General features: G+C 49.5%; 21 protein-coding genes. 12 read left to right on the forward strand and 9 right to left on the reverse strand.

Annotation, left to right across the window (positions count from 1 at the left end; all coding sequences use genetic code 11):
* Positions 1 to 160: 160 nt before the first annotated feature.
* The 3 genes from EFA69_RS02435 to EFA69_RS02445 all read right to left on the reverse strand — a co-directional run bounded on the left by EFA69_RS02435 (position 161) and on the right by EFA69_RS02445 (position 2,581).
* Positions 161 to 805, reverse strand: a complete 645-nt coding sequence (locus tag EFA69_RS02435; protein ID WP_123131505.1) for an alpha/beta hydrolase — start codon at positions 803 to 805, stop codon at positions 161 to 163.
* 47 nt (positions 806 to 852) lie between these two features.
* Positions 853 to 1,788 carry a ring-cleaving dioxygenase gene (locus EFA69_RS02440; protein WP_123131506.1) on the reverse strand — a complete coding sequence of 312 codons (936 nt, stop codon included), beginning with the start codon at positions 1,786 to 1,788 and terminating at the stop codon, positions 853 to 855.
* Positions 1,789 to 2,029: 241 nt separating this feature from the next.
* Entirely contained in the window at positions 2,030 to 2,581 is a 552-nt protein-coding gene (locus tag EFA69_RS02445; protein WP_123131507.1) for a YceI family protein, read from the reverse strand.
* A gap of 368 nt (positions 2,582 to 2,949) precedes the next feature.
* Here EFA69_RS02445 and EFA69_RS02450 point away from each other — a divergent pair, with 368 nt between their 5' ends.
* From EFA69_RS02450 to EFA69_RS02485, 8 genes are all read left to right on the forward strand, one after another.
* On the forward strand, positions 2,950 to 4,200 hold the full coding sequence (locus EFA69_RS02450) for an efflux RND transporter periplasmic adaptor subunit (protein ID WP_123131508.1): 1,251 nt from the start codon (positions 2,950 to 2,952) through the stop codon (positions 4,198 to 4,200).
* A 287-nt stretch (positions 4,201 to 4,487) separates the two neighbouring features.
* Positions 4,488 to 5,177 (forward strand): ABC transporter ATP-binding protein, encoded by a 690-nt coding sequence (locus EFA69_RS02455; protein WP_123131509.1) that lies wholly within the window; start codon positions 4,488 to 4,490, stop codon positions 5,175 to 5,177.
* 10 nt (positions 5,178 to 5,187) lie between these two features.
* Positions 5,188 to 7,599, forward strand: coding sequence for an ABC transporter permease (locus EFA69_RS02460; protein ID WP_123131510.1), 2,412 nt, complete (start codon positions 5,188 to 5,190; stop codon positions 7,597 to 7,599).
* Between the two features lie 275 nt (positions 7,600 to 7,874).
* Complete coding sequence (locus EFA69_RS02465) at positions 7,875 to 8,741, forward strand: STAS domain-containing protein (RefSeq protein ID WP_123131511.1); 867 nt, start codon at positions 7,875 to 7,877, stop codon at positions 8,739 to 8,741.
* A 12-nt stretch (positions 8,742 to 8,753) separates the two neighbouring features.
* Positions 8,754 to 9,152, forward strand: a complete 399-nt coding sequence (locus EFA69_RS02470; RefSeq protein WP_123131512.1) for an STAS domain-containing protein — start codon at positions 8,754 to 8,756, stop codon at positions 9,150 to 9,152.
* Entirely contained in the window at positions 9,136 to 9,549 is a 414-nt protein-coding gene (locus tag EFA69_RS02475) for an anti-sigma regulatory factor (RefSeq protein WP_123131513.1), read from the forward strand. The genes EFA69_RS02470 and EFA69_RS02475 overlap by 17 nt, the downstream gene beginning before the upstream one ends.
* Positions 9,539 to 10,582 (forward strand): ATP-binding protein, encoded by a 1,044-nt coding sequence (locus tag EFA69_RS02480; RefSeq protein ID WP_123131514.1) that lies wholly within the window; start codon positions 9,539 to 9,541, stop codon positions 10,580 to 10,582. Before EFA69_RS02475 ends, EFA69_RS02480 begins: the two co-directional genes overlap by 11 nt.
* Before the next feature lie 4 nt (positions 10,583 to 10,586).
* Positions 10,587 to 11,942: a sensor histidine kinase gene (locus tag EFA69_RS02485; protein ID WP_123131515.1), complete on the forward strand. Its 1,356-nt coding sequence runs from the start codon at positions 10,587 to 10,589 to the stop codon at positions 11,940 to 11,942.
* 70 nt (positions 11,943 to 12,012) lie between these two features.
* Here the strand turns inward: EFA69_RS02485 and EFA69_RS02490 are convergent, their stop codons facing one another.
* Complete coding sequence (locus tag EFA69_RS02490) at positions 12,013 to 12,435, reverse strand: response regulator (protein ID WP_123131516.1); 423 nt, start codon at positions 12,433 to 12,435, stop codon at positions 12,013 to 12,015.
* Positions 12,436 to 12,744: 309 nt separating this feature from the next.
* Here EFA69_RS02490 and EFA69_RS02495 point away from each other — a divergent pair, with 309 nt between their 5' ends.
* Positions 12,745 to 13,149 (forward strand): hypothetical protein, encoded by a 405-nt coding sequence (locus EFA69_RS02495; protein WP_123131517.1) that lies wholly within the window; start codon positions 12,745 to 12,747, stop codon positions 13,147 to 13,149.
* 39 nt (positions 13,150 to 13,188) lie between these two features.
* On the opposite strand, the gene EFA69_RS02500 is transcribed toward EFA69_RS02495, so the two are convergent.
* Positions 13,189 to 13,482, reverse strand: coding sequence for a hypothetical protein (locus EFA69_RS02500; RefSeq protein ID WP_148041233.1), 294 nt, complete (start codon positions 13,480 to 13,482; stop codon positions 13,189 to 13,191).
* Positions 13,483 to 14,270: 788 nt separating this feature from the next.
* On the opposite strand from EFA69_RS02500, the gene EFA69_RS02505 reads away from it, so the two are divergent.
* Positions 14,271 to 14,492, forward strand: a complete 222-nt coding sequence (locus EFA69_RS02505) for a hypothetical protein (RefSeq protein WP_245964474.1) — start codon at positions 14,271 to 14,273, stop codon at positions 14,490 to 14,492.
* 301 nt (positions 14,493 to 14,793) lie between these two features.
* Positions 14,794 to 15,471: an outer membrane beta-barrel protein gene (locus EFA69_RS02510; RefSeq protein ID WP_123131519.1), complete on the forward strand. Its 678-nt coding sequence runs from the start codon at positions 14,794 to 14,796 to the stop codon at positions 15,469 to 15,471.
* A gap of 252 nt (positions 15,472 to 15,723) precedes the next feature.
* Here the strand turns inward: EFA69_RS02510 and EFA69_RS02515 are convergent, their stop codons facing one another.
* Positions 15,724 to 16,245: a GyrI-like domain-containing protein gene (locus EFA69_RS02515; protein WP_123131520.1), complete on the reverse strand. Its 522-nt coding sequence runs from the start codon at positions 16,243 to 16,245 to the stop codon at positions 15,724 to 15,726.
* Positions 16,246 to 16,278: 33 nt separating this feature from the next.
* On the opposite strand from EFA69_RS02515, the gene EFA69_RS20090 reads away from it, so the two are divergent.
* Positions 16,279 to 17,232: a hypothetical protein gene (locus EFA69_RS20090; protein ID WP_148041234.1), complete on the forward strand. Its 954-nt coding sequence runs from the start codon at positions 16,279 to 16,281 to the stop codon at positions 17,230 to 17,232.
* A 60-nt stretch (positions 17,233 to 17,292) separates the two neighbouring features.
* Here the strand turns inward: EFA69_RS20090 and EFA69_RS02525 are convergent, their stop codons facing one another.
* From EFA69_RS02525 to EFA69_RS02535, 3 genes are all read right to left on the reverse strand, one after another.
* Entirely contained in the window at positions 17,293 to 19,059 is a 1,767-nt protein-coding gene (locus tag EFA69_RS02525) for an ABC transporter ATP-binding protein (RefSeq protein ID WP_123131522.1), read from the reverse strand.
* A 274-nt stretch (positions 19,060 to 19,333) separates the two neighbouring features.
* Positions 19,334 to 20,131 (reverse strand): tRNA pseudouridine(38-40) synthase TruA, encoded by a 798-nt coding sequence (gene truA, locus EFA69_RS02530; protein ID WP_123131523.1) that lies wholly within the window; start codon positions 20,129 to 20,131, stop codon positions 19,334 to 19,336.
* A gap of 139 nt (positions 20,132 to 20,270) precedes the next feature.
* The gene (locus tag EFA69_RS02535; RefSeq protein ID WP_148041235.1) at positions 20,271 to 20,705 is read right to left on the reverse strand and encodes a hypothetical protein; all 435 of its coding nucleotides are present in this window, start codon (positions 20,703 to 20,705) and stop codon (positions 20,271 to 20,273) included.
* Positions 20,706 to 20,787 lie beyond the last annotated feature (82 nt).

Here is a 20,787-nt window from a genome sequence, read left to right on the forward strand (position 1 = left end):
GTAAGAATCCGGGGGACCGCAGGCGCGGCCTTGTGCGTAACCGCCTTCAGAACCAGCGAGTTCCCGGAAGGGAAATATTTTTCACCTTCCCTGCGGGTACCCCGCCCGAGGGAGACCGGCTATGAACCTATCCGGCGCAGATTCGCTCAGACTACAACTGCTATCGCTTATCAGCTGAAGAGACTTGCTCAAAGATTTCACATGCCAGCTCTATTTCCTCCTGAGTAATGGTATGCGGACGTCCCTGGTAAATCTTCTTAGTTACAAGCGCTCCTTGTGACTCTAATTGTTTAACCGTCTCCTCTACCCGCTTCACAGGCACGTGCATATCTGGATCTCCTGTGGTAATTAATACCGGCGTCCCCTCAAACCCACCTTGGTAATTAGCATCAAGGAGAGTTTGGCCTATCAAGCCCCCAGTGAAGATGAACAGCCCCCCAAATTTCTGGGCATGCCGGGCGGCAAACTCTACCGTGAGACAGGCGCCTTGGGAGAAACCTAATAGATAGATGTTCTCACTAGCGACGCCCTGTGTCTTGATATTCTTCACTAACTCATCTAGCTGCTCTAGCGCTAGGGCTAGTGCTGGTTGATTTTGGGCAACCGGTGCCATAAAACTATAGGGGTACCAGCTATGGTTGGTAGCCTGTGGAGCAAAGAGCGTGAAATCTTTCACCGGCAGATAATCAGCGAGCGAAAGAATACTTTCGGCGGTAGCGCCCCTACCATGGATCATGATTAACGCTTTCCCTGTCTCGGCCAATGATTTGCCTTGGGTTATCACGTTGCTTTGGTGGGTATACATATATAATATAGTGTGTAGTGTAAAACAGGCAGCTCACTGCCTTGGAGTTAATCCAGCTTAGGCAACACGGCTTCAATCTGGGCTCTGCGGGATTCATACTGCGGCGGCAGCAAAAGACTGGCGCCTAATTTATCCCATTCTTCATCTATCCCGAAGCCCGGATTATCTGTGGCAATTTCAAATAACACGCCGCCCGGCTCCCGGAAGTACAGAGAGTAAAAGTAGTTTCGGTCTATCTTTTCTGTGATGCCATGCCCGGCGCTGGCTATTTTCCGGCGGAAATCCATTAGAGTAGCTTCGTCTTTCACCCGGAAGGCAATGTGGTGATTGGTACCGGCCCCACCTATTCCACGCGCCTCATTAGGCAGTTCCACTAAATCTATAATGGCTGCGTGTTCTACTGCGTCTGTGCTATACCTATACCGGTTACCGCTCTTCTCCAATAGCGTGTAGCCAAAGATGTCGGTTAAAATGGCGGCGGTGGCTTTGACGTCCCGCAGGGTTAGGGTTACACTGTGGAAGCCTCTGGTCGCGACACTGGCATTGACTTCCTCGGTTTGCCAGGGCGTGCGGTTGTCCTGCACTTTTGGGATTACCAACTCCAGCTTTAAGCCTTCGGGGTCCAGAAACGCAAGATATTGCTCCCCAAACTTCTCTGAAGGCTTATTGTAGATGACGTTGTGTTTCTCAAAGCGGTCTATCCAGAAATCAAAACTGCCTTCGGGCACCGAATAGCCAATGTTAGTGGCCATACCGGTACCGGCACTGCCTCTTCTGGCTCCTTCATAGGGAAAGAACGTGAGAATGGTACCCGCACTGCCCTTCTCATCTCCGTAGTAGAAGTGGTAAGTACCGGGGTCATCAAAGTTCACGGTTTTCTTGAGCAGACGAAGCCCCAGAACCTTGGTATAGAAATCTACGTTCTTTTTGGCCATACCAGCAATTGCCGTAATGTGGTGCAGGCCTAGTATTTTATTGTCCATAACAGTAGAAGTTAATGATGGATGGATACTCTTTATAAGTAGTACGCTTGCGGGGCTGTGCAAGTGACCGGTAATCAATCTGCCAAATGCCACTGCCCCATCGGCACCTAGCTACTGGCCTCAGTGCCTTTTTATAAACGACGCACAATTCAGACAGGAAGCCTGCGCTAACTTGGAAGGTGCTGGTTTAGCCTTCTTTTTGGAAAAAGAGCCGCTAAACGCTTTTCCCGCCTGCGGTAGGTTACCCCTGCTTCACCAACTGGATTTCTGCGTGCAGTTTTATCTCATCGCTTACCACCACGCTTCCGGCCTCCGTGACTGCGCTCCAGGTTAACCCAAACTCTTTGCGGCTGATTTTACCGGTTACCGTAAAACCGGCTTTGGTCTGCCCGTAAGGATCTACCACAATACCGCCAAACTCCACTTTAAGAGTGACCGGTTTGGTGATGCCCCTGATGGTAAGCTCGCCGTGCAGTTCATAATCATCGGCTTGTAATTCTCCCTGCCCTACGTTGTCATAATGCGAAGCCACAAACCTAACCTGCTGGTGCTGCTCGGCATCAAAGAAATCCGGGGACTTCAAGTGCGTGTCGCGTTGCTCGTTGTTGGTGTTGATGGAGTTGACATCGGCGGTGAAAACCACTTTGCTGGCGCTGGAGAACTGATCATCTGAAGTCTCCGCCTCCACCTGGAAATTCTGGAAATAGCCGGTCACGGTGGTAATCATGAGGTGCTTCACCTTGAACTGAACTTCGCTGTGCATTGGGTCTACTGCCCATTTGATCGTTGCCATAGTCTCTTTCTATTATACAGTGTAGTTAAATACCTTCTTCGTCTTTGCCGAAGACATTACAAATGTATGTACATTTATTGTATATACATATATTTGGTCACAAAAGTTCAGCTATTTTTTTCATGGAAAAGAGATGGTCACCACTGTTAACAAAGATGGCTTGCGTTTAGCGGCTCTTTTTCTGAAAACAGGCCCTAAACGTGCGCGTTCTTCCCGTGGCTTTCTGGCCAATATGTGTTCAGGTCCGGACAAAAAAATGTCCGCTGGCGCACACTTCTCAGCAAGTCTACCTAGTATGCATTGAAAATCAACCACTTGATAAGGTGGCACGGCAATTGGCATAGGGAAAAGCATAAAGCCTCACTTCCATGGACCGCATCATTGAGAAAAAACGCTGGCCTCTGCCCAAAATAGCTGCCTATACCGCGGCCGTGGCGCTACTGGGTCTGCTCACGTATTTCATCGCCTTTGCCGACAGCAGCTCTAACCTGAACGTGGAAAGCCAGAAGCTGACTATGGCCACCGTGAGCCAAGGCTCTTTTGAGGAATTCATACCGGTAGACGGAACGGTGCACCCCATCAAGACCATCATGATCCCGGCGGTGGAAGGCGGTACCGTGGATCAGAAATACCTGGAGGGCGGCAAACCGGTAAAGCAAGGCGACCCCATCCTCAAGCTGACCAACAACCGGCTGGTGCTGGACTTCATGAACCAGGAAACGCTCATGAATGACCTCATCAACAACCTCCAGAACTCCAAGCTGAGCCTGCAACAGAACAAATTCAACCTCCGCCGTAAATTGGCCACCCTAGACGCACAGGTAGACGCAGCCAAAGACGTGTACGAACGCAATATTGCGCTGTATGAAGCCAAAGCGGTTTCGCAGCAGGAGTTCTTCAACTTCAGGCGGGAGTATGAGCGCCTGAAAGCCGAGCGGGCCATTGAGCTGGAGTCTCAGAAATTTGAGGAGAGCAATGCCCGGCAGCAGATTGCGCAGCTGGAAACTACCATTGCCCGCACCAGCCGCAACCTCCAGATGATGGAAGACAACCTCAAAAACCTTTATATTAAAGCCCCCATCTCGGGACAGCTCTCTTCTATTCAGGTAGAACTGGGCGCCCCCGTGCAGGCCGGTCAGGTGATTGGCCAGATAGATGACCTGAGCGGCTTTAAAGTGAAAGCCGAGCTGGACCAACATTACGTAAGCCGGGTGTTTGCCGGGCAACAGGGTAGCTTTCAATACAACGGCGCAACGTACCCGCTGGAAATCTCCCTGGTGTACTCAGAGGTGACCAACGGCCGCTTCCCGATAGACATGAAGTTTACCGGCAACCTACCTGAAAGCATCCGGCGCGGCCAAACCCTGCAGATCAGGCTGCAGCTCTCTGATCCGGCCCCGGCGGTTCTGCTGCCCAGGGGAGGTTTCTACCAAAGCACCGGCGGCGCCTGGGCCTATGTACTGGATGAAACAAGCAAAACCGCGACCAAGAGAATGATAAAGCTGGGCCGCCAGAACCCTGAGTATTATGAAGTACTGGAGGGCCTGAAACCCGGCGAGCAGGTTATTGTCTCTTCCTATGACGCCTTCCATAACAAAGAAAGGCTGGAACTGAAGTAAGGCGTTTAGGGGCTGTTTTCTGAAAAAGAGGCTCTAAACGCTTCAGCTCCAGTTCTGAGTCCTGAGTTCTAAGTCCTGAGTTGAGCACACATTCCGTCCCCCTTTGAAGGGGGTAGGGGGATGATCAAGGCGGTAGAAGAACCTGAAAGCACTAGCAATAGAAGATAAAAAGATGATTCTCGGGAATGCCTGATCAGCAAGAGCAATCATCCCCCTACCCCCTTCAAAGGGGGACATTCAGCAAGAGCAAAAACAATCAACAACCAGCAATAAACAATCAAAAAGATATGTTAAAGACCATTAATCTCCAGAAGAAATATACCACAGATGAAGTGGAAACCACCGCCTTAGCCAATGTAAACTTACACGTACGCCAAGGCGAGTTCTTAGCTATCATGGGTCCCTCGGGCTGCGGCAAATCTACTCTGCTGAATATTATTGGCCTGTTGGACAACCCCAGCGGCGGCGAGTTCTATTTTCTGGACCAGGAAATTTCCAGGCACAGCGAGCGCCAGCGGGCCAACCTGCGCAAAGAGCACCTGGGCTTCGTGTTCCAGAGCTTCAACCTCATTGACGAGCTAACGGTGTATGAGAACGTAGAACTGCCGCTCATTTACCTGAAAGTAGGCGCCACTGAACGGAAACAACGCGTAGAACAAGCACTGGAGCAGATGCAGATAGCCCACCGCCGCAACCATTTTCCACAGCAACTATCTGGGGGGCAGCAGCAACGGGTAGCCATTGCCCGGGCCGTGGTATCCAAACCCAAGCTGCTCCTGGCAGATGAACCAACCGGAAACCTGGACTCAGCGCACGGCCAGGAGGTGATGCAGTTGCTGAGCAGCCTCAATGAGCAGGGCACCACCATCATTATGGTGACCCACTCCCCCTCAGACGCTGACTACGCCCACCGCGTGGTCAACCTGTTTGACGGGCAGGTCATCTCTGAGAACGTGAAAGAATTAGCCATTTTATAACGCCAGCGCCATGTTCAAAAACTACTTTCTGGTGGCGGTGCGCACCTTGCGCCGCAATTTGGCCTACACTACCCTCAACGTGGTAGGCTTGGCCCTAGGCATTACCTGTAGCCTGCTGCTGTTTCTGGTGATACGGCATGAGCTCAGCTATGACACGTTCCATGGCAAGGCAGACCGTATCTACCGCATCAACGTAGACAAGATCTCGGCACACGGCCCTGAAAACAATGCCGGAACCCCGTTTCCCATGCTGGCTCTCCTGAAAGCTTCTCTGCCAGAACTCACCCCCGCCACGCACTTATTCAATGAAGAAGGCGGTACGTTCATGGTGTTGTCTCTCAATGACAAAGAGGCTCCCAGGAAGTTCAGAGAAGAAAAGAACGTCTTGTTTGTGGAGCCGGAGTTCTTTGACTTGTTTGATTTTCCTACAGACGGCGTAAACGGGAAGCAGGCGCTCAAAGACCTAAACACGGTACTGCTGACCCAAACCATCGCTGACAAATACTTCCCCGGTGAGAACCCCGTGGGACGGGTGCTGCGCATGAACAACCAGGTAAACCTGAAAGTAACCGGCGTGATTCCAGACGCGCCCGAGAATACAGATTTGCCATACCAGATGCTCGTTGACTACGAGTCCTCCAGGAAGATCAACACCTTTGCCAATGATTCCTGGAACAGTACCTACAGCAATCAGCAGATCTACTTTGCCTTATCTCCGGGAGCGAACCTGAAACAAGCCGAGGACCGGTTGAATGAGGTGGCCGCGAAATACCGACCACGTTCTCCCGGCGAGCAGGAGCGGTACACGTTTCAGCCGCTCACCCAGGTACACTTTGATGAACGGTACGGAAATTTCAAAGGTCGCACCATTAGCAAAACCACGCTCTGGGCGATGGCCCTCATTGGGATGTTCCTGGTGCTGGTCGCCTCCATCAATTTTGTGAACTTGGCCACGGCTCAGGCCTTGCGGCGGGCCAAAGAAGTGGGCATGCGCAAAGTATTGGGGGCCAGCAAACCGCAGCTTATGACCCAGTTCCTGTTGGAGACCGGGATGATAACCCTCACGGCGCTTTCGCTGTCAGTGGTGTTAACCGAGCTGCTGCTCCCGCCATTGAGCAACTTGCTGGAACTACAGCTCGCGTTTTCCATTCTGCATGATCCGCTGCTGCTGCTTTTCCTGGTGGTGCTACTGGTGGCGGTTACTTTCTTTGCGGGGTTCTATCCGGCCCTGGTCATCTCGGGGTTCCAGCCCATCTCTGCCCTAAAAAGCAAAACTGCTACCGCCCGGGCGGCGGGTTTGTCCTTGCGCCGCACGCTGGTAGTGCTGCAGTTCACCGTCTGCCAGGTGCTCATCATCTGCACCATCATTGTGCACAACCAGATGGAGTATTTCCGGTCGGCTTCTTTAGGCTTTGACAAGGAAGCGATTGTGAACATACCCCTTCCGGCAGGCAAAGCCAAAGATCTGATGGTCCTTCGGCCGCAGTTAGAAGCTCATCCGGCCATCAAGGCTACCTCTTTTGCCATCGCCCCGCCATCTGCCAACATTGACATGAATACGTCTTTCCGGTACGATGAATTCTCTGTGGAACGCAACTTCAGCGTGAACATGAAAATGGCCGATGAACATTACCTGAAAACGTTCAATATTCCGTTACTGGCCGGCCGCATGTACGAGAAAAGCGACACCATGCGGGAGTTCCTGGTCAATGAGACTTTCCTGAGGCAAGTGGGCGAGACAAATCCGCAGGCCGCCGTTGGCAAAGACCTGGTGATTAATGGCAATCAGAACCAAGGCAAGATTGTAGGAGTTGTAAAAGACTTTCACCTGACTTCCTTGCGTGATAAGATTCAGCCGGTAGTCATGTCTACCTTCACGGACATCTATTTGTTCCTGAATGTGAAACTGGAGCAGAAAAACACGAAGGCGGCCTTGACTCACCTGCAGAATGTCTACCAGAGCGCCTACCCAGACGATGTCTTCCACTATGAATTTTTTGACGACTCCATTGCCCGTTTTTATGAAGGAGAGCAGCGGCAGGCCTACCTGTTCAAAGTTTTCTCGGTGATCGCCATTTTAATTGGTTGTCTGGGGCTATATGGACTGGTGGCTTTCATGGTGGCCCAGCGCACCAAAGAAGTGGGGGTACGCAAAGTGCTGGGGGCTTCCTCGGCCAGCATTGTGGGCTTGTTCTGCAAAGACTTTGCCCAGCTGGTGCTCATTGCCTTTGTCATTGCCGGGCCCATCTCCTACTACTTCATGGAACAATGGCTTCAGGATTTCACTTACCGCATTAATATTGGGTATTGGGTGTTTCTGGCGGCCTGCGTCCTTACCCTCATTATTGCTTTGACTACGGTGAGTGTACAGGCACTGCGGGCCGCTTTCTCCAACCCCGTGAAAGCCCTTAAAACTGAATAGAAAAACCATCTTCCGTTTTCCGTTTAGGGGCCGTTTTTTCAAAAACGGCCCCTAAACGGAAAACGCTATTTAAAGAATCCTGCCCGGCCAACCCGGCAGGATTTTTTGTTTCTATCCTGCCCAGCCCTCACATGCTAAAATTGAGCAGAAAGATTCAGTTTGGTCGCTTTATTTTCTAATTTTACCCTTAGGCCTCAATTTTACGTTTAGAGGCTATTTTCTGTAAAAAAGGCCCAAACGGAATAGCTATTCCTATACTTAGAAAACTACCCCTTATGAACAAAGATACCGCCACGTACCTGAAAGGAAAGAGAAAACAGATTTTAGAGAAATGGATGGACAACCAGGTAAAGGACGCCGCCCTGCGGGACGATCTGATGAGCGTGGCTGAGTTACAGCAGCAGTCTGAGGAATTCCTGACCGCCCTCCTGAACGCGTTTGGAACTCCGGAAGCCGAAAACACAGACTCTGCCGGGTATGAGACCCTCATAGATATTTTAAATGAGATTTCCATTTCACGGGCCCGCCAAGGGTTTTCTCCACGTGAAACAAACATGTATATCCTAAGCCTGAAACAGGTACTAGGTCAGCAACTGGAGCAGAACCCAGCGCTTGACCCTTCTAAGCTGTCAAGGGAGATTCTGTCTATCAACAACATCATGGACAGCCTGGGCATGACTACCATGGAGACTTATATCAAAGGCCGTGAAGAGGTAATTCTGCGCCAGTCTAATGAGATGAGTGAAATCTCTACTCCCGTAATTAGAGTATGGGACGGTATCTTGGCTCTCCCCATCATTGGCACCTTAGACAGCGCCCGCACCCAGGTAGTGATGGAAGCCCTGCTGGAAGAGATTGTAGCCACCAGCAGCCGTATTGCCATTCTGGATATTTCCGGTGTACCCACCGTAGACTCCCTGGTAGCCCAGCACCTCATTAAAACCGTAAGTGCCGCCCGCCTTATGGGGGCTGAGTGCATCATTAGCGGTATAAGAGCAGAAATTGCCCAAACCATTGTGCATTTAGGCATTGACCTCACCAACATCTATACCAAAGCGTCTTTAGCCAGCGCACTTAAGATGGCCTTCTCCATGCTGAACATTCAGGTTACGCGTGGGGCAAAACAAAACTTAGGCTTTTAATCACGCACGGCTATGGAAAGAATTCCTATTCTTAAAATGGGGCCTTTTCTGCTGGTGACCATACAGGTAGACCTGTACGACCGGCTGGCCCTTACCCTGGAGAACGACCTCATCAACATGGTGAGCAAGACCGAAGCCAAAGGCGTTCTCATTGATATTTCTGCCGTAAGCATTGTAGACTCCTTCATGGGCCGCATCTTGGGCAACATTGCCTCTATGTCTAAAATTATGGACGCCGCCACGGTAGTGGTAGGCATGCAACCTGCGGTAGCGATTACATTGGTAGAACTGGGCCTTACCCTTTCTGGTGTGCATACAGCCTTAGACGTAGAACAGGGCATGGAACTGCTGCGAACTAAGATAGGCAACCTAGACACTGATGAGGAGGGACTCTATGATAGTTTTATCTAAAGAGAAGCTTCCCATACAGAGAGAGCAGGACGTAGTCCTGTTCCGTAACCGCATCAAAGAACTAGCCACCAAAATTGGGATGAGCCTGGTAAACCAAACCAAGCTCATCACCGCCGCCAGCGAATTAGTACGGAACATGCTGCGCTACGGCGGCGGCGGCATTACTTACCTAGAGGTTGTAAGCAAAAGCAGCATTCCGGGGGTACGTCTCACATTTGCAGATGAAGGACCAGGCATTGCGGATGTAACCTTAGCCATGAAAGATGGTTATTCTACTGGAAAAAGTTTAGGACTTGGATTGCCGGGAGCCAAACGGCTCGTGAATGAATTTGACATCAAAAGTGAACCCGGCAAAGGAACCACAGTCATAATTATCCGGTGGAAAAATGGACTTTAATTTTAATGCACATCAGCATTTTTCGCTTCCAGACCGCAGCTTCTTAAACATAGTTAGGCGAGACATAGGTAAGATTGCTGAAACTGCCGGTTTTACGGAGACTGAAGCTGGCCGAGTAAATTTGGTAATAACCGAAATGGCTACCAACTTACTCAAACATACAGACACGCAGGGCGGCGAGCTGTTGGTGAAACCTATCTGCCAGGAAAACGGCCTCACCTGTGGGCTGGAACTTCTTTGCCTTGACAATGGACCAGGCATGAGTGATCCACAGCGCATGATGGAAGACGGGGTTTCTACCTTTGGCAGCATGGGCCAAGGGCTTGGAGCCATTAAGAGGCAGTCAGACTTTTTTGACCTGTACTCCCAGCGCGGAGTAGGCACTGTAATTCTTTCGCGTATTTATAAAAAAGGACAGGCTCCCAAAAAAGCTGCTCCCAACAAGTATAAATTTCAGATGGGCGCTGTGTTGGTACCCAAGCCCGGTGAACAGGTTAGTGGTGATGGGTGGGGCTTCCGCCCTACTCTTGAAGGAGGCCATCTACTTATTTTAGATGGTTTAGGGCATGGCCCATTTGCCCATCAAGCCTCCAATGAAGCCCTGAAGACCTTTTACCAATTACCTAAACAAACGCCATCAGATATGCTGCGCGGGGTACATGCGGCCATTAAGAAAACCAGGGGAGCGGTAGGAGCATTGGCTCTTTGGAGCGCCGAAACCGGCACGCTCCAGTTCTGCGGCATAGGCAACATTGGCGGACGCCTGTTTTTCCCTGACCGGCCCAAGAATCTGCTCTCCTACAATGGCACCTTGGGCATGAGTATTCCTTCCACTATCCATCACCAGAACCACCCTTGGCAATACGGTAACCTTATGGTACTGCACTCAGATGGCCTTAAAAGCAGATGGGATTTGCACAAATATCCGGAACTGACAAGGCATGATCCTACGTTGATAGCGTCAGTACTCTATAAAGACAACACCCGCACCACAGATGACACGTTGGTGGTGGTAGTGCGGGCTACCAATTAGTTCTATGGATCAACCCATCACTACCATAAAGCTACAGAACGAACTGGACGTAGTATTGGCTTACAAACGAGCCATGCAACTTTCAGAGTTTTCGGGCTTGCCCATCGCCTCGCAGACTAAATTTGCGACGGCAGTTTCTGAGATTTGCCGTAACGTGCTGGAGCATGTAGGCGAGGGAACCATTAGGTTTAGTATGGTAGAAAACAGGGGAACATTGCTGCTGGAGGCCTATGTGACAGACAGAGGCAGGGGCATCCCTAACGTAGAGGAACTACTGGATAGAAAATATATCCCCACTGGAAACAAAGGACAGGGCATTTACAGCTCCCGCAAGTTAGTAGACCATTTCCAGCTGGAAAGCGGGTTTGAGAAAGGTACGCGGGTACGGCTACAGAAAAGGATTCCGGCCAACCACCCACCCATTAACAAGGCCATTATACAGGGTTGGTCAGACTTCTTCAATTTTGAATCTGAGATTTCACCTTACGCTGAGATAAAACGGCAGAACATGCAGCTCATTGAGCTGTTGGAGCAACTGCGGGTGCGCACGATTGAGACAGAATACCAACTACAGGAAATTCAGCACCTGAACCAGGAACTGCAAGCTTCTAACCAGGAAATCAATGCGCTGTTGCAGGAACGCGAGGTCAAGAACTTACAGCTGGAGAAGGTTAACACCACGCTAGATGAGTTTGCCCACACGGTCACCCATGACCTGAAAGCGCCACTGCAAAACATCATGGGCCTTACAGATGCCGTCACTGATTTCTTGGAGGAAGGAAGTCAGCAGGAGGCTCAAGCCGTACTGCCCATGATCCAGATGCAGATTAAGCGCATGGAATACCTGATTAGAGATGTGTTGGCGTACTCCCTAACAGGCCGCCAACAGATACAGAAGAAACGGGTTTCTATTGGGCAACTGGTGTACAATGTCATCACTACCCTTACCATTCCCACGGGCTATCAACTGCATGTCCCCAATAATCTTCCTATACTGGAAGCAGAGGAAATTTACCTGCAGCAGATTTTCAGCAACCTTCTGAGCAATGCGGTAAAGTACCATGATCAACCAACCGGCAATATCTGGGTGAAAGCTTTTGAGACGCCGGAGCATTGGGAGTTTGTGGTGGAAGATGACGGGCCGGGCATACCGGCCGAAGAGCAGGAAAAAATCTTTGAGCTATTTGAAACCACCAGTGATGTGAACCACCCAGACAGCACGGGCATAGGTTTGGCTATTGTGCGTAAGATCATACAAGAGAAAGGTGGCCGTGTGTGGGTAAAGTCTGAAGGAAGGGGAACAGCCATGCACTTCACCTGGCCTCTAGACACCGTTCTGGCTCCACCTTTGAAAGCCTAATTACTATATAAACAGAAAAGGCGCCATGTGTTCACATGGCGCCTTTTCTGTTTATGTTAAATGTAGATAGCTAGCTTCGCTGGTAATAGTCAGACATGATTTCTTTTACGTCACTGTCGGTTAAAGCTTTGGAAAAGTGTTTTTTTACGGAGCTGTAGCCTTTTAAGCGTTCTAAATCATAGAAGCTGGCCGAAGAGGTAAGCATTAAGATGATCATGCTTCGGTTATGCGCCAGATTCTGGTTATGATATTCATCCAAGAAGCTGAATCCATCCATCACCGGCATCTTAATATCCAGGAAAATTAAGTCTGGGAAAGCAGTTCCATTTTGAGCGGAAGTTTGCAGATATTCTAACGCCTCTGCTCCGTTTTTCTTGATGATGATTTCTTTTGCTACTCCTAATTTCAACAGCAAGCGCTTATTCACAAAATTGGTGGTATCATCATCATCTACCAACATGATCACTTCCAACGGCTCAAACTGGGTCTTCATAAAGTCTTTGTACGGGGATTAAACAACTGATCTTGTTTATCTGTCAGGCAAATATAATAAAACTATACCAATTCTATTTTTAACATTATTTTATCAAGCTAATTCCATAAGCCTACAATATTTTCTTAGAAAAGAAAGAGTTGCCTTTTGCGTCACATTTTTAGTAGCGTATTGGGTTTAGCCTGTTCAACGCGCGCGCCACAACTTGCGTATGAAGCAGAGGATTGACATCGCTCCTCGTACGGCGTTCTCCTTGTTGTATAAAGATCCGTATGCACCCACTTATTTACAATTTAACACACTGATAGTATGGCCATTAACCTTCAGCAGACCAGCGCCCGGCTCAACTTCTACATGCGCATAAAGGAGTTGGATGTGTACCAGCTTAGTATGCTTACCAAGACCCCTCCAGAAACTGTGGGCTGCATTTTGCAAGGAGAGGACTATTGCATGGATGACTTAGTAGCTCTGCTAAAGGAACTCCCGGATCTCAACTCCCGCTGGGTGATCTATGGGGAAGGCAATGTGTTCAAGGTTGAAGGCAAAGAAGGAGAGAATGCGCAACCGGTGGGTCTGAAGAAAGACCGCGCAGAATACCTGGCCGAAATGCAGGCACTGCTGCACCAACTGGAGGAAATTGAAAAGCAGAAGCAACAGCAAACCCATTTAGACCAGTTGCGCAGCAGAATCAGAGATCTTACCAAACATATTTAGCCTCTGTTTCTGGCACGTTATTTGGGCTAGTTCAACCAGTTACTCATGCACCGGAGTGGTAGTAGGAATTCTACTGGCTCCTTTGTCTGTCAAGTCACGGTATAACTGGAAACTGAACAAGCCCAAAGCGAATATGATGAACAGCAACGTAGCGTACTGCCGGAGAGTTTTAGGTCTTTTCTGCCCTTCATCGGGCTTTTTACCTGACAGGGCTATGGCAAGCCCTAAACTGCACCAAGCCGCCGCCGACACATATTCATGAGAGGATGCATGCAGCAGTGTCACCAGCGCAATCACGATTACTGCTAAAATCCGTCCTGTTTTTGTTTTCATTCTATTAGCTAATACCTGTACACCAGGCAGGAAGCAAAGGTACCATAGTGCTTGGAGTTTAAGAAGCATTTTGAACAGCAACGCATAGGCAAAACCAAGCCTGCGTTATTTCTTATTTTTAATAGCAGGAGGTATATTCATGAAACAACACCGTAAACTGGAATTACCAGAAGAGTTGCACTATTGCAACCGCAACCGATGGGGTTTTGTATCGGCCAATAACCCCCCACTGGTGCTACAGCAAACGCTGCCACCAGTAGCCCCACTGGCTGAAATCTATAACTTCTGTGGTTATACTTTTTCAGACAATTAACTGATTTTGCTTCATTACCTGCCCAGGCACTGGCTCTTCACATCGCCCTTGCCTGGGCTTTTTGCTTTATCAGCCCGCTCCAGTTCATCAGGGAATGGAGCTTCTAAGAATTATTAGAATCTGATGGAATATAAAATCAAAGCTAGAGACAAATCTTTCTACAGGAGTCTACTTTATACATTTCTAAGCTTTTCCCTCAGAAGCCTTCTCTGTAAAGCATGTTTTCTCCTTACACCTCTCCTCTGCCCTGTTGCTATGGTTCAGGTACCATCTAAAACAAGAAGACACCTAAGCAAAACACTATAAACAGGTACCACCACCTCATTCAATACCCAACAGTCTAGCTAATTACAAAGCAATACCAGACCCAATAAAATATATAATACAATTTCTTTCTCCCATATATACCGTAACCCCTATTTCTTTTTATTAGTATAACTACTCATAAACTCTTTACAGAGAGAAGGTTGGTGCCATGATGGAAAAGCTTAAAAAGATAAAAATAGAGCTGTACAATTTAAAGACGAAGGCTAGAAAGATTTTCAAACGCGGTTATGAAGATCTTACCATGCTCATCTATTACCATGACCTGAAAAACCAGTTTAGACTTTTAATCATTAATGCAAACAACTTGCTCTTGCTGGAAAAGGAAATTACCAGAGCAGAAGCCTTCAGGATCATGAATACCCGCAGCTAATAAACTGTACCCCTATATGGGGATTGATATATAATATACCCGGTGCAAGCCAAACAACGAAAAGACCAGCCATTACGGGCTGGTCTTTCTTTTTTTTAGATGCCTCCCCGTAGAAGCACTTTTCTGAAAACAGGAAATAAGAAGTTTATTCCCAGCCCCCAATGCCACTATTGTGCAGTAGCGTCTCGGCAGCACAATGAAAAAGGAACATCGCTTTTATGGGCCTTATTTCACTATATTGCTCTACAATTCAATTACAGACACTATTCATTATTTAATCTATACCTAATACTTCATTTAAGTGAAAAAGCTATTCATCATTGCTGCTCTCCTAGGCAGCGCTACCTTGTCCCATGCACAAGATTTTGGGAAGACCCTTATCACCGGGGCTGTCAGTTATTCTTCCTCTAAAACAGAAAATGGAGATACGAATTTTGATTCCAAAAACAGCACCTTCTCCTTGAACCCGAAAGTAGGTTTCTTTGTGAGCCCAAGATTTGCGATAGGAGTATCAGCAGGCTATGAATCCAGATCAACTCCTCAACTTATTAACCTTCCCATCTACAACGGCAATGGCTATAATACTGCATATGTTCAAATAGACTATGAGACCAAAACTTTCAATGTAGGTCCTTTTGTACGCCTGTATCAGCCGGTAGGAAACAAGGCAGCTTTCTTTGGTCAAGCCAACGCCTATTACAGTTCTGGCAAATCTGAATATGAAGACACACCCAACGTAACTTTTTCAACTTACTCTAATAAAGGAGGGGGAGTAAGCCTCGCTCCCGGGTTCGTCTTCTTCCCTACCAATACGCTTGGCTTAGAACTCACCATGGGCAATATTGGCTATACCATGATGAAATCAGAACCGGAGGGCTCAGACAGCTCAACTAAAACAAGCTCCTTCAATGCTAACCTGGGCTTAAGCAGCGTGTCTCTAGGTGTTTCTCTGTACCTAGGTCGTTCCGTTTCAGAATAATTCCCTGATAAGCCTAACGCCGGAATCTACAGCTGAGCTACAAATTCCGGCGTTAGCCTCTCCCCCTGTTAGAAATAAATCCACTTTTAGTGATTGGTTTAAGACCTAGTTCAGTACAGGAAGGAATACAATTACCTCATGTAGACTCGGCAAAAGGTCTCTGACAAAACAGGAGGCACTGAGGTAAAAAGGCTTGTATAAAGATTTGCGTTTAGGGGCCGTTTTTCCAAAAACGGCCCCTAAACGCAAATCTTATTTTTGATTCAGCTCTACTTCAATGACGGCGGGCTTCCCCTCCGGGAAACGTTCCACGTAAAACTCTTTCAGGTTGAGCTTGTGCTCCTCCGCGTGGTCAAACAAGGCACTGTAAATTCTTTTGGGGGCAAGGGTAATATTAGCGTCTAGTTCACCGCGCAAAACCGGTCTCCCGGCCGGCACCACCCGCACCGTAAATCCAGCAGGCAACGCGGTTGTATCTTGCACGGCCACGCCCACAAAAGCCTTGATGGTTTTGGAGTTCTTACCAGGGTTGTTGTAGTAAATCCCCGCGAAATCGCCCACTATCTGTTTTTGCTCCACCGCTTTACCCACCTGCTGGTAAATATCACCCAAGGCATCTGAGCTGGGATCTCCCTCAAAATATTTACCGGCAATAACTACCTGCGAGGAAACGGCCTCGGAGATTTTAACCTCAGTAAAGCCGCCCATATACGTGTAAAACACCAACACCAGGCCCACCACAATGGCCAGGTAAATCAAGAACTTCTTTTTCATAGCGCAAAGGTACAGCTAGAGCAGAAACCGGCTATGCCTGGTCAGGAATTTCTTTCCGGCAAGCCTACCTCTAGCTATCATCTGGTGCCACACTCCTTTCAAAGTTCCAAAAGGAAGATTACATTCACTGCGCCAATGGGCACCTTAGACATTTTGCCATCATTATATCTCTTCTATTTTATCCCTAAACCCTTTATGAAAAAAAGTTACCCACTCCTTTGTATCCTTCTCTTCCTCTGCTTTACCGGTAGCCATGCCCAAACCCTAAGACATGCGGTAATAGTTGGAGGCAATTTCAGTTATGAGCACAAATCTGGAAGCAATGCTAATCTTGAGACTAAGACAACGTTATCTGCACGTCCTTTTGCAGGTTATATGCTCAATGACAGATGGGCGGTAGGCATTATGGCCGGGTTCTCTAAGGCCACAACGGAGACAGAAACCAGGGATTTACTTCCTTACTCCGGCTCTACCCATGCCACCACTTTCGACACCCAGGCGGAAATCTCTGCCAAAACGTGGGAGGCCGGACCTTTTATACGCTACTATCAACCCCTCACGCAAAAGCTGTCCTTTTTTGCACATGCGGGAGGAGCCCTTGCCAGAACTACCCAAGAAGTTGACCTCTCCTATTTCACCTATGGATATATTGACTTAGTACATCCAGATGGGACTCCTTTTGGAGAATATTACACCAGAGATTCTCAAGGCAACCTGATTCTGGGTGGCGTCGGCCAGTCCACCAGTGTAGCATCTTCCCAGCACAATGAGACCAAAGCCAACAGCTATAAAGCGTTTTTAAGCCCAGGCATAGTGTTTTTCCCTACGCCGCTGCTAGGGCTTGAAATAACGGCCGGGGAGATTGGGTATGAACGCAACAAGATGCTGGATCAAAAGGAGTTCAAGGCGAACCTGTCCTTATCCAGCCTTAAATTTGGCTTGTCTTTTTACCTTGGTCGTTCTAAAGGGGCAGGCAGCCCAGAATAGAAACCCAGTCACGTTTAGGGGCTCTTTTTCCAAAAACAGCCCCTAAACGCAAAGCAAGTTTTACACGAAGCTCTTGTACTGCATTTCGTGCAGCTGAGCGTAATACCCGCCAGTCTGCAGCAACTGTTCATGGGTGCCGCTTTCCTTGATCTCACCGCGGTCCAGCACAATGATGTTGTCGGCTTTCTGGATGGTGGAGAGGCGGTGGGCAATCACAATAGAGGTGCGGCCCTGCATGAGCTGTGCTATGGCGAACTGGATGAGTTCTTCGGTTTCTGAATCTACGCTGGAAGTGGCCTCATCCAGAATGATGATCTTAGGGTCATACACCATGGCGCGCACAAAGGAAATAAGCTGCCGCTGCCCCACCGATAGCGTGGCGCCGCGCTCCATCACGTTGTACTGCAATCCGCCGGGCAAACGTTCAATGAACTTGTCTGCGCCTACCAGACGGGCGGCGTGCCACATCTGCTCCTCGGTAATCTCCTTGTTTCCTAAGCTGATATTGTCGGCGATGGTGCCGGAAAATAAAAACACGTCTTGCAGCACCACGCCAATGTGCTTGCGCAGCACCTCCAGATCGTACTCCTTCACGTCATGGCCGTCTACGCGTATGGTGCCCTTGTTGATCTCGTAGAAACGGCTGAGCAGGTTGATGATGGAGGTTTTTCCGGCGCCCGTGGCCCCCACCAAAGCCACCGTCTGGCCCGCGTGCACATCAAAAGAAATGCCCTTGAGCACCCAGTCCTCGTCATTGTAGGCGAACCATACGTTCTCAAACTGCACCCCACCCTTAATGGTCTCGGGCGCATAGGTACCCGAGTCTGAGATCATCTCCTTACTCTCCAGCAGGCGCATGATCCGCTCAGAGCTCACCACGCCCAACTGCAGGGTATTGAATCTATCGGCGATTTGCCGGATGGGCCTAAAGAACATGCCAATGTACATGATGAACGCGATCAAAGAACCCAGCGTAACCGTGTCCTGAATCACGCCTTTGGCCCCGTACCACACCAAAAGCCCCGTTCCGGCTGCGCCGATGACCTCGGCCACCGGGAAATAGATGGAGTAATACAGCACTGATTTGATGTTGGCGCGGGTGTGCTCTTTGTTGATGGCCTGGAACTTCTTCATCTCGCGCTCCTCGTTGTTGAAGATCTGCACCACCATCATGCCTGTGATATGCTCCTGCACAAAGGCATTGAGCTTAGACACCGCCCCGCGCACCTCCTGGAAAGACTCTTTTACTTTCTCCTTGAAGATGTACGTACTGATGATGAGCAGCGGGAACATGGAAAGACTCACCAGCGTGAGCTTCCAGTCAATCCAGAACATGTAACCCAAAATGAAAAGCAGCTGCAGAATGTCTCCGATCATGGCGGCCAGACCTTCGGAGAACACATCGGAGAGGGTTTCCACGTCGCTCACGTTGCGGGTGACCAGCGTACCTATGGGGGTGCGGTCATAGAACTTGAGCCGAAGTTTGAGGATGTGCTCATACAGCTTCACCCGTATATCACGGACCACGTACTGCCCCAGCCAACCGGCAAAATAAGTATGGAAGTAAGACACCACCGTGTGGCCCACCAGCAGCACAATGAGCCACATGAACATACGGTTCACACCCTGCCAGTTGTACTGCAGAATCTGCTTGTCCACCATTTCCTGGATGAGGAACGGCCGTATGGTAGCCAGCAACGCCGAGGCCACCGTGAGGAAAATAACCAAATAGAATATTCTCTGGTACGGTTTCACAAACCGGAATATCTTCCGCAGCACTTCCCAGTCAAATGCACTCCCGGTTTTGCTGCCTCCTATCTCACTCATGTAGGTTTCTCTGAATCTGTTAAATGCAATGCCTGCCTCTGCTAACGTAGAACAGGCAGAAGCAGGTGCAGGAATAAGCTAGAACTGTCTGTTTTTGGCGCTGTTTTGGAAAAATAGCCGCTAAACGCCCCTGCCGCGCCAAAGCAAAAGTACGCAATAAAGCCGCACCCGGTAGAGGTGTCCATTCCCGATGCCCCAGGCACTTTCTGCGCCAGGCCAAGCTGTTTTTGCCTTTATTTCAGAAAAACGGCCGCTAAACGCACTTGTTCTTCTTCTATGCCTCTTCGGCCTGACTGGCCACAGCCTGCTCAAACAGGGCCAACTGGTGCTGAAAATACCTCTCCGGATACTCCACGCGGTGCAGGAACAGCCCCTGGGCGGGAGCGGCCCCGCTGGCCAGGCTTCGGTCTTGCCGTTCAATTATCTCCCTGAACTGCGCCGGACTCAGCTTGCCCTTACCCACGTCTAAGAGCGTGCCCACCACCAGCCGCACCATGCCGCGCAGAAACCGGTTGGCTGTAATGGTGAAGATGAGCTGGTTTCCTTCCTGGAGCCACTGGGCGTGGGTGATGGTGCAGCGGTAATGTTTGGTATCTCCTTTCACTTTGGAGAAGGTGGTGAAATCTTCCAGTTGCAGCAGCGCCTGCGCCGCCTGGTTCATCTGGCCCACATCAGGTTTTCTGGAAAGATAATACGCTTGCCTCACCAGGAACGGATTTTTCTCCAGCGTGATGCGGTACTCGTAGGTTCGGCTTACGGCATCAAAACGGGTGTGTGCCTCAGGGCCCACCGGTTTCACCTGCCCCACGGCGATGTCTTGCGGCAGTATGCGGTTGAGCTTGTACTGGATTTCCTCCGGCTCATGCGCCCGCGGAAGGTCTACGTGTACCCATTGCTGCGTGGCATGGACGCCGGTATCTGTGCGCCCGCTGCCCACGGTCTCCACCTCGGCCAGCCGGAACACTTTGCGCAGGCAATCGTCCAGCACCTCCTGCACCGACAACGCATTGGGCTGCACCTGCCACCCGTGGAACCGGGTCCCGTCATACGCCACTTCTAAAAAATACCGCATACCGCAAAGATACAGAAACCCCGCCGTAGTCTGTTGCCTTGCCAGCTTTACAAAAAGAAAGCACTGCGTTTAGGGGCCGTTTTCCCAAAAACAGCCCCTAAACGCAGTGCTCTATATTATAATTGAGATTGCCTTTAGGCTACAATTTCACTAGCGAGATAGTATTTCTTTCTGCCTGCCAGGCGGTTTGACGCTTGTCGCGTTGGCGTTCATAGCGTTCCTGCAGTTTCTGCTTGTCCATCTCGTAAGAGATTCTGAGACGGTCCATTTCCTGGGCGAACTGGCTGGCGGTGTAGTGGTCTTTCACAAACTGATCATTGATCTTATGCTGCTTGCGGTTGTAATCCTCTTTGAGATCGGCTTGGTCGCGCTCGTACTTCTCTTTGGCTCTGGCCATTTCCTGCTGATACTCGGCGTCTTTTTTGGCCGCTTTCTCCAGGGCTTTAGTGCGTTTTTTCTCTGCTTTGGAGAACGGGTTCTCTTTGCCCTTGCCTGCTCCCAAAGTACCCGCTGAGGCTGCTCCGCTTCCTGTCAACAGCAACCCTACTAAACTGAATATCGCTAACCGTTTCATCACTCTTAGATTTGATCTACCTACCCAATTGCAACGTTCATGCCAAAACTGACCACTTTCTACAATTAGCTATCTCGCGCCC

Origin of the sequence: Rufibacter immobilis (assembly GCF_003721565.1) — a bacterium.
Classification (GTDB): domain Bacteria; phylum Bacteroidota; class Bacteroidia; order Cytophagales; family Hymenobacteraceae; genus Nibribacter; species Nibribacter immobilis.

What these genes read in the sequence shown, in the direction of transcription:
- EFA69_RS02435 (WP_123131505.1), bottom strand. Translation starts at nt 805, where the DNA reads ATGTATACCCACCAAAGCAACGTGATAACCCAAGGCAAATCATTGGCC.
- EFA69_RS02440 (WP_123131506.1), bottom strand. Translation starts at nt 1,788, where the DNA reads ATGGACAATAAAATACTAGGCCTGCACCACATTACGGCAATTGCTGGT.
- EFA69_RS02445 (WP_123131507.1), bottom strand. Translation starts at nt 2,581, where the DNA reads ATGGCAACGATCAAATGGGCAGTAGACCCAATGCACAGCGAAGTTCAG.
- EFA69_RS02450 (WP_123131508.1), top strand. Translation starts at nt 2,950, where the DNA reads ATGGACCGCATCATTGAGAAAAAACGCTGGCCTCTGCCCAAAATAGCT.
- EFA69_RS02455 (WP_123131509.1), top strand. Translation starts at nt 4,488, where the DNA reads ATGTTAAAGACCATTAATCTCCAGAAGAAATATACCACAGATGAAGTG.
- EFA69_RS02460 (WP_123131510.1), top strand. Translation starts at nt 5,188, where the DNA reads ATGTTCAAAAACTACTTTCTGGTGGCGGTGCGCACCTTGCGCCGCAAT.
- EFA69_RS02465 (WP_123131511.1), top strand. Translation starts at nt 7,875, where the DNA reads ATGAACAAAGATACCGCCACGTACCTGAAAGGAAAGAGAAAACAGATT.
- EFA69_RS02470 (WP_123131512.1), top strand. Translation starts at nt 8,754, where the DNA reads ATGGAAAGAATTCCTATTCTTAAAATGGGGCCTTTTCTGCTGGTGACC.
- EFA69_RS02475 (WP_123131513.1), top strand. Translation starts at nt 9,136, where the DNA reads ATGATAGTTTTATCTAAAGAGAAGCTTCCCATACAGAGAGAGCAGGAC.
- EFA69_RS02480 (WP_123131514.1), top strand. Translation starts at nt 9,539, where the DNA reads ATGGACTTTAATTTTAATGCACATCAGCATTTTTCGCTTCCAGACCGC.
- EFA69_RS02485 (WP_123131515.1), top strand. Translation starts at nt 10,587, where the DNA reads ATGGATCAACCCATCACTACCATAAAGCTACAGAACGAACTGGACGTA.
- EFA69_RS02490 (WP_123131516.1), bottom strand. Translation starts at nt 12,435, where the DNA reads ATGAAGACCCAGTTTGAGCCGTTGGAAGTGATCATGTTGGTAGATGAT.
- EFA69_RS02495 (WP_123131517.1), top strand. Translation starts at nt 12,745, where the DNA reads ATGGCCATTAACCTTCAGCAGACCAGCGCCCGGCTCAACTTCTACATG.
- EFA69_RS02500 (WP_148041233.1), bottom strand. Translation starts at nt 13,482, where the DNA reads ATGAAAACAAAAACAGGACGGATTTTAGCAGTAATCGTGATTGCGCTG.
- EFA69_RS02505 (WP_245964474.1), top strand. Translation starts at nt 14,271, where the DNA reads ATGATGGAAAAGCTTAAAAAGATAAAAATAGAGCTGTACAATTTAAAG.
- EFA69_RS02515 (WP_123131520.1), bottom strand. Translation starts at nt 16,245, where the DNA reads ATGAAAAAGAAGTTCTTGATTTACCTGGCCATTGTGGTGGGCCTGGTG.
- EFA69_RS20090 (WP_148041234.1), top strand. Translation starts at nt 16,279, where the DNA reads ATGCCTGGTCAGGAATTTCTTTCCGGCAAGCCTACCTCTAGCTATCAT.
- EFA69_RS02525 (WP_123131522.1), bottom strand. Translation starts at nt 19,059, where the DNA reads ATGAGTGAGATAGGAGGCAGCAAAACCGGGAGTGCATTTGACTGGGAA.
- truA (WP_123131523.1), bottom strand. Translation starts at nt 20,131, where the DNA reads ATGCGGTATTTTTTAGAAGTGGCGTATGACGGGACCCGGTTCCACGGG.
- EFA69_RS02535 (WP_148041235.1), bottom strand. Translation starts at nt 20,705, where the DNA reads ATGAAACGGTTAGCGATATTCAGTTTAGTAGGGTTGCTGTTGACAGGA.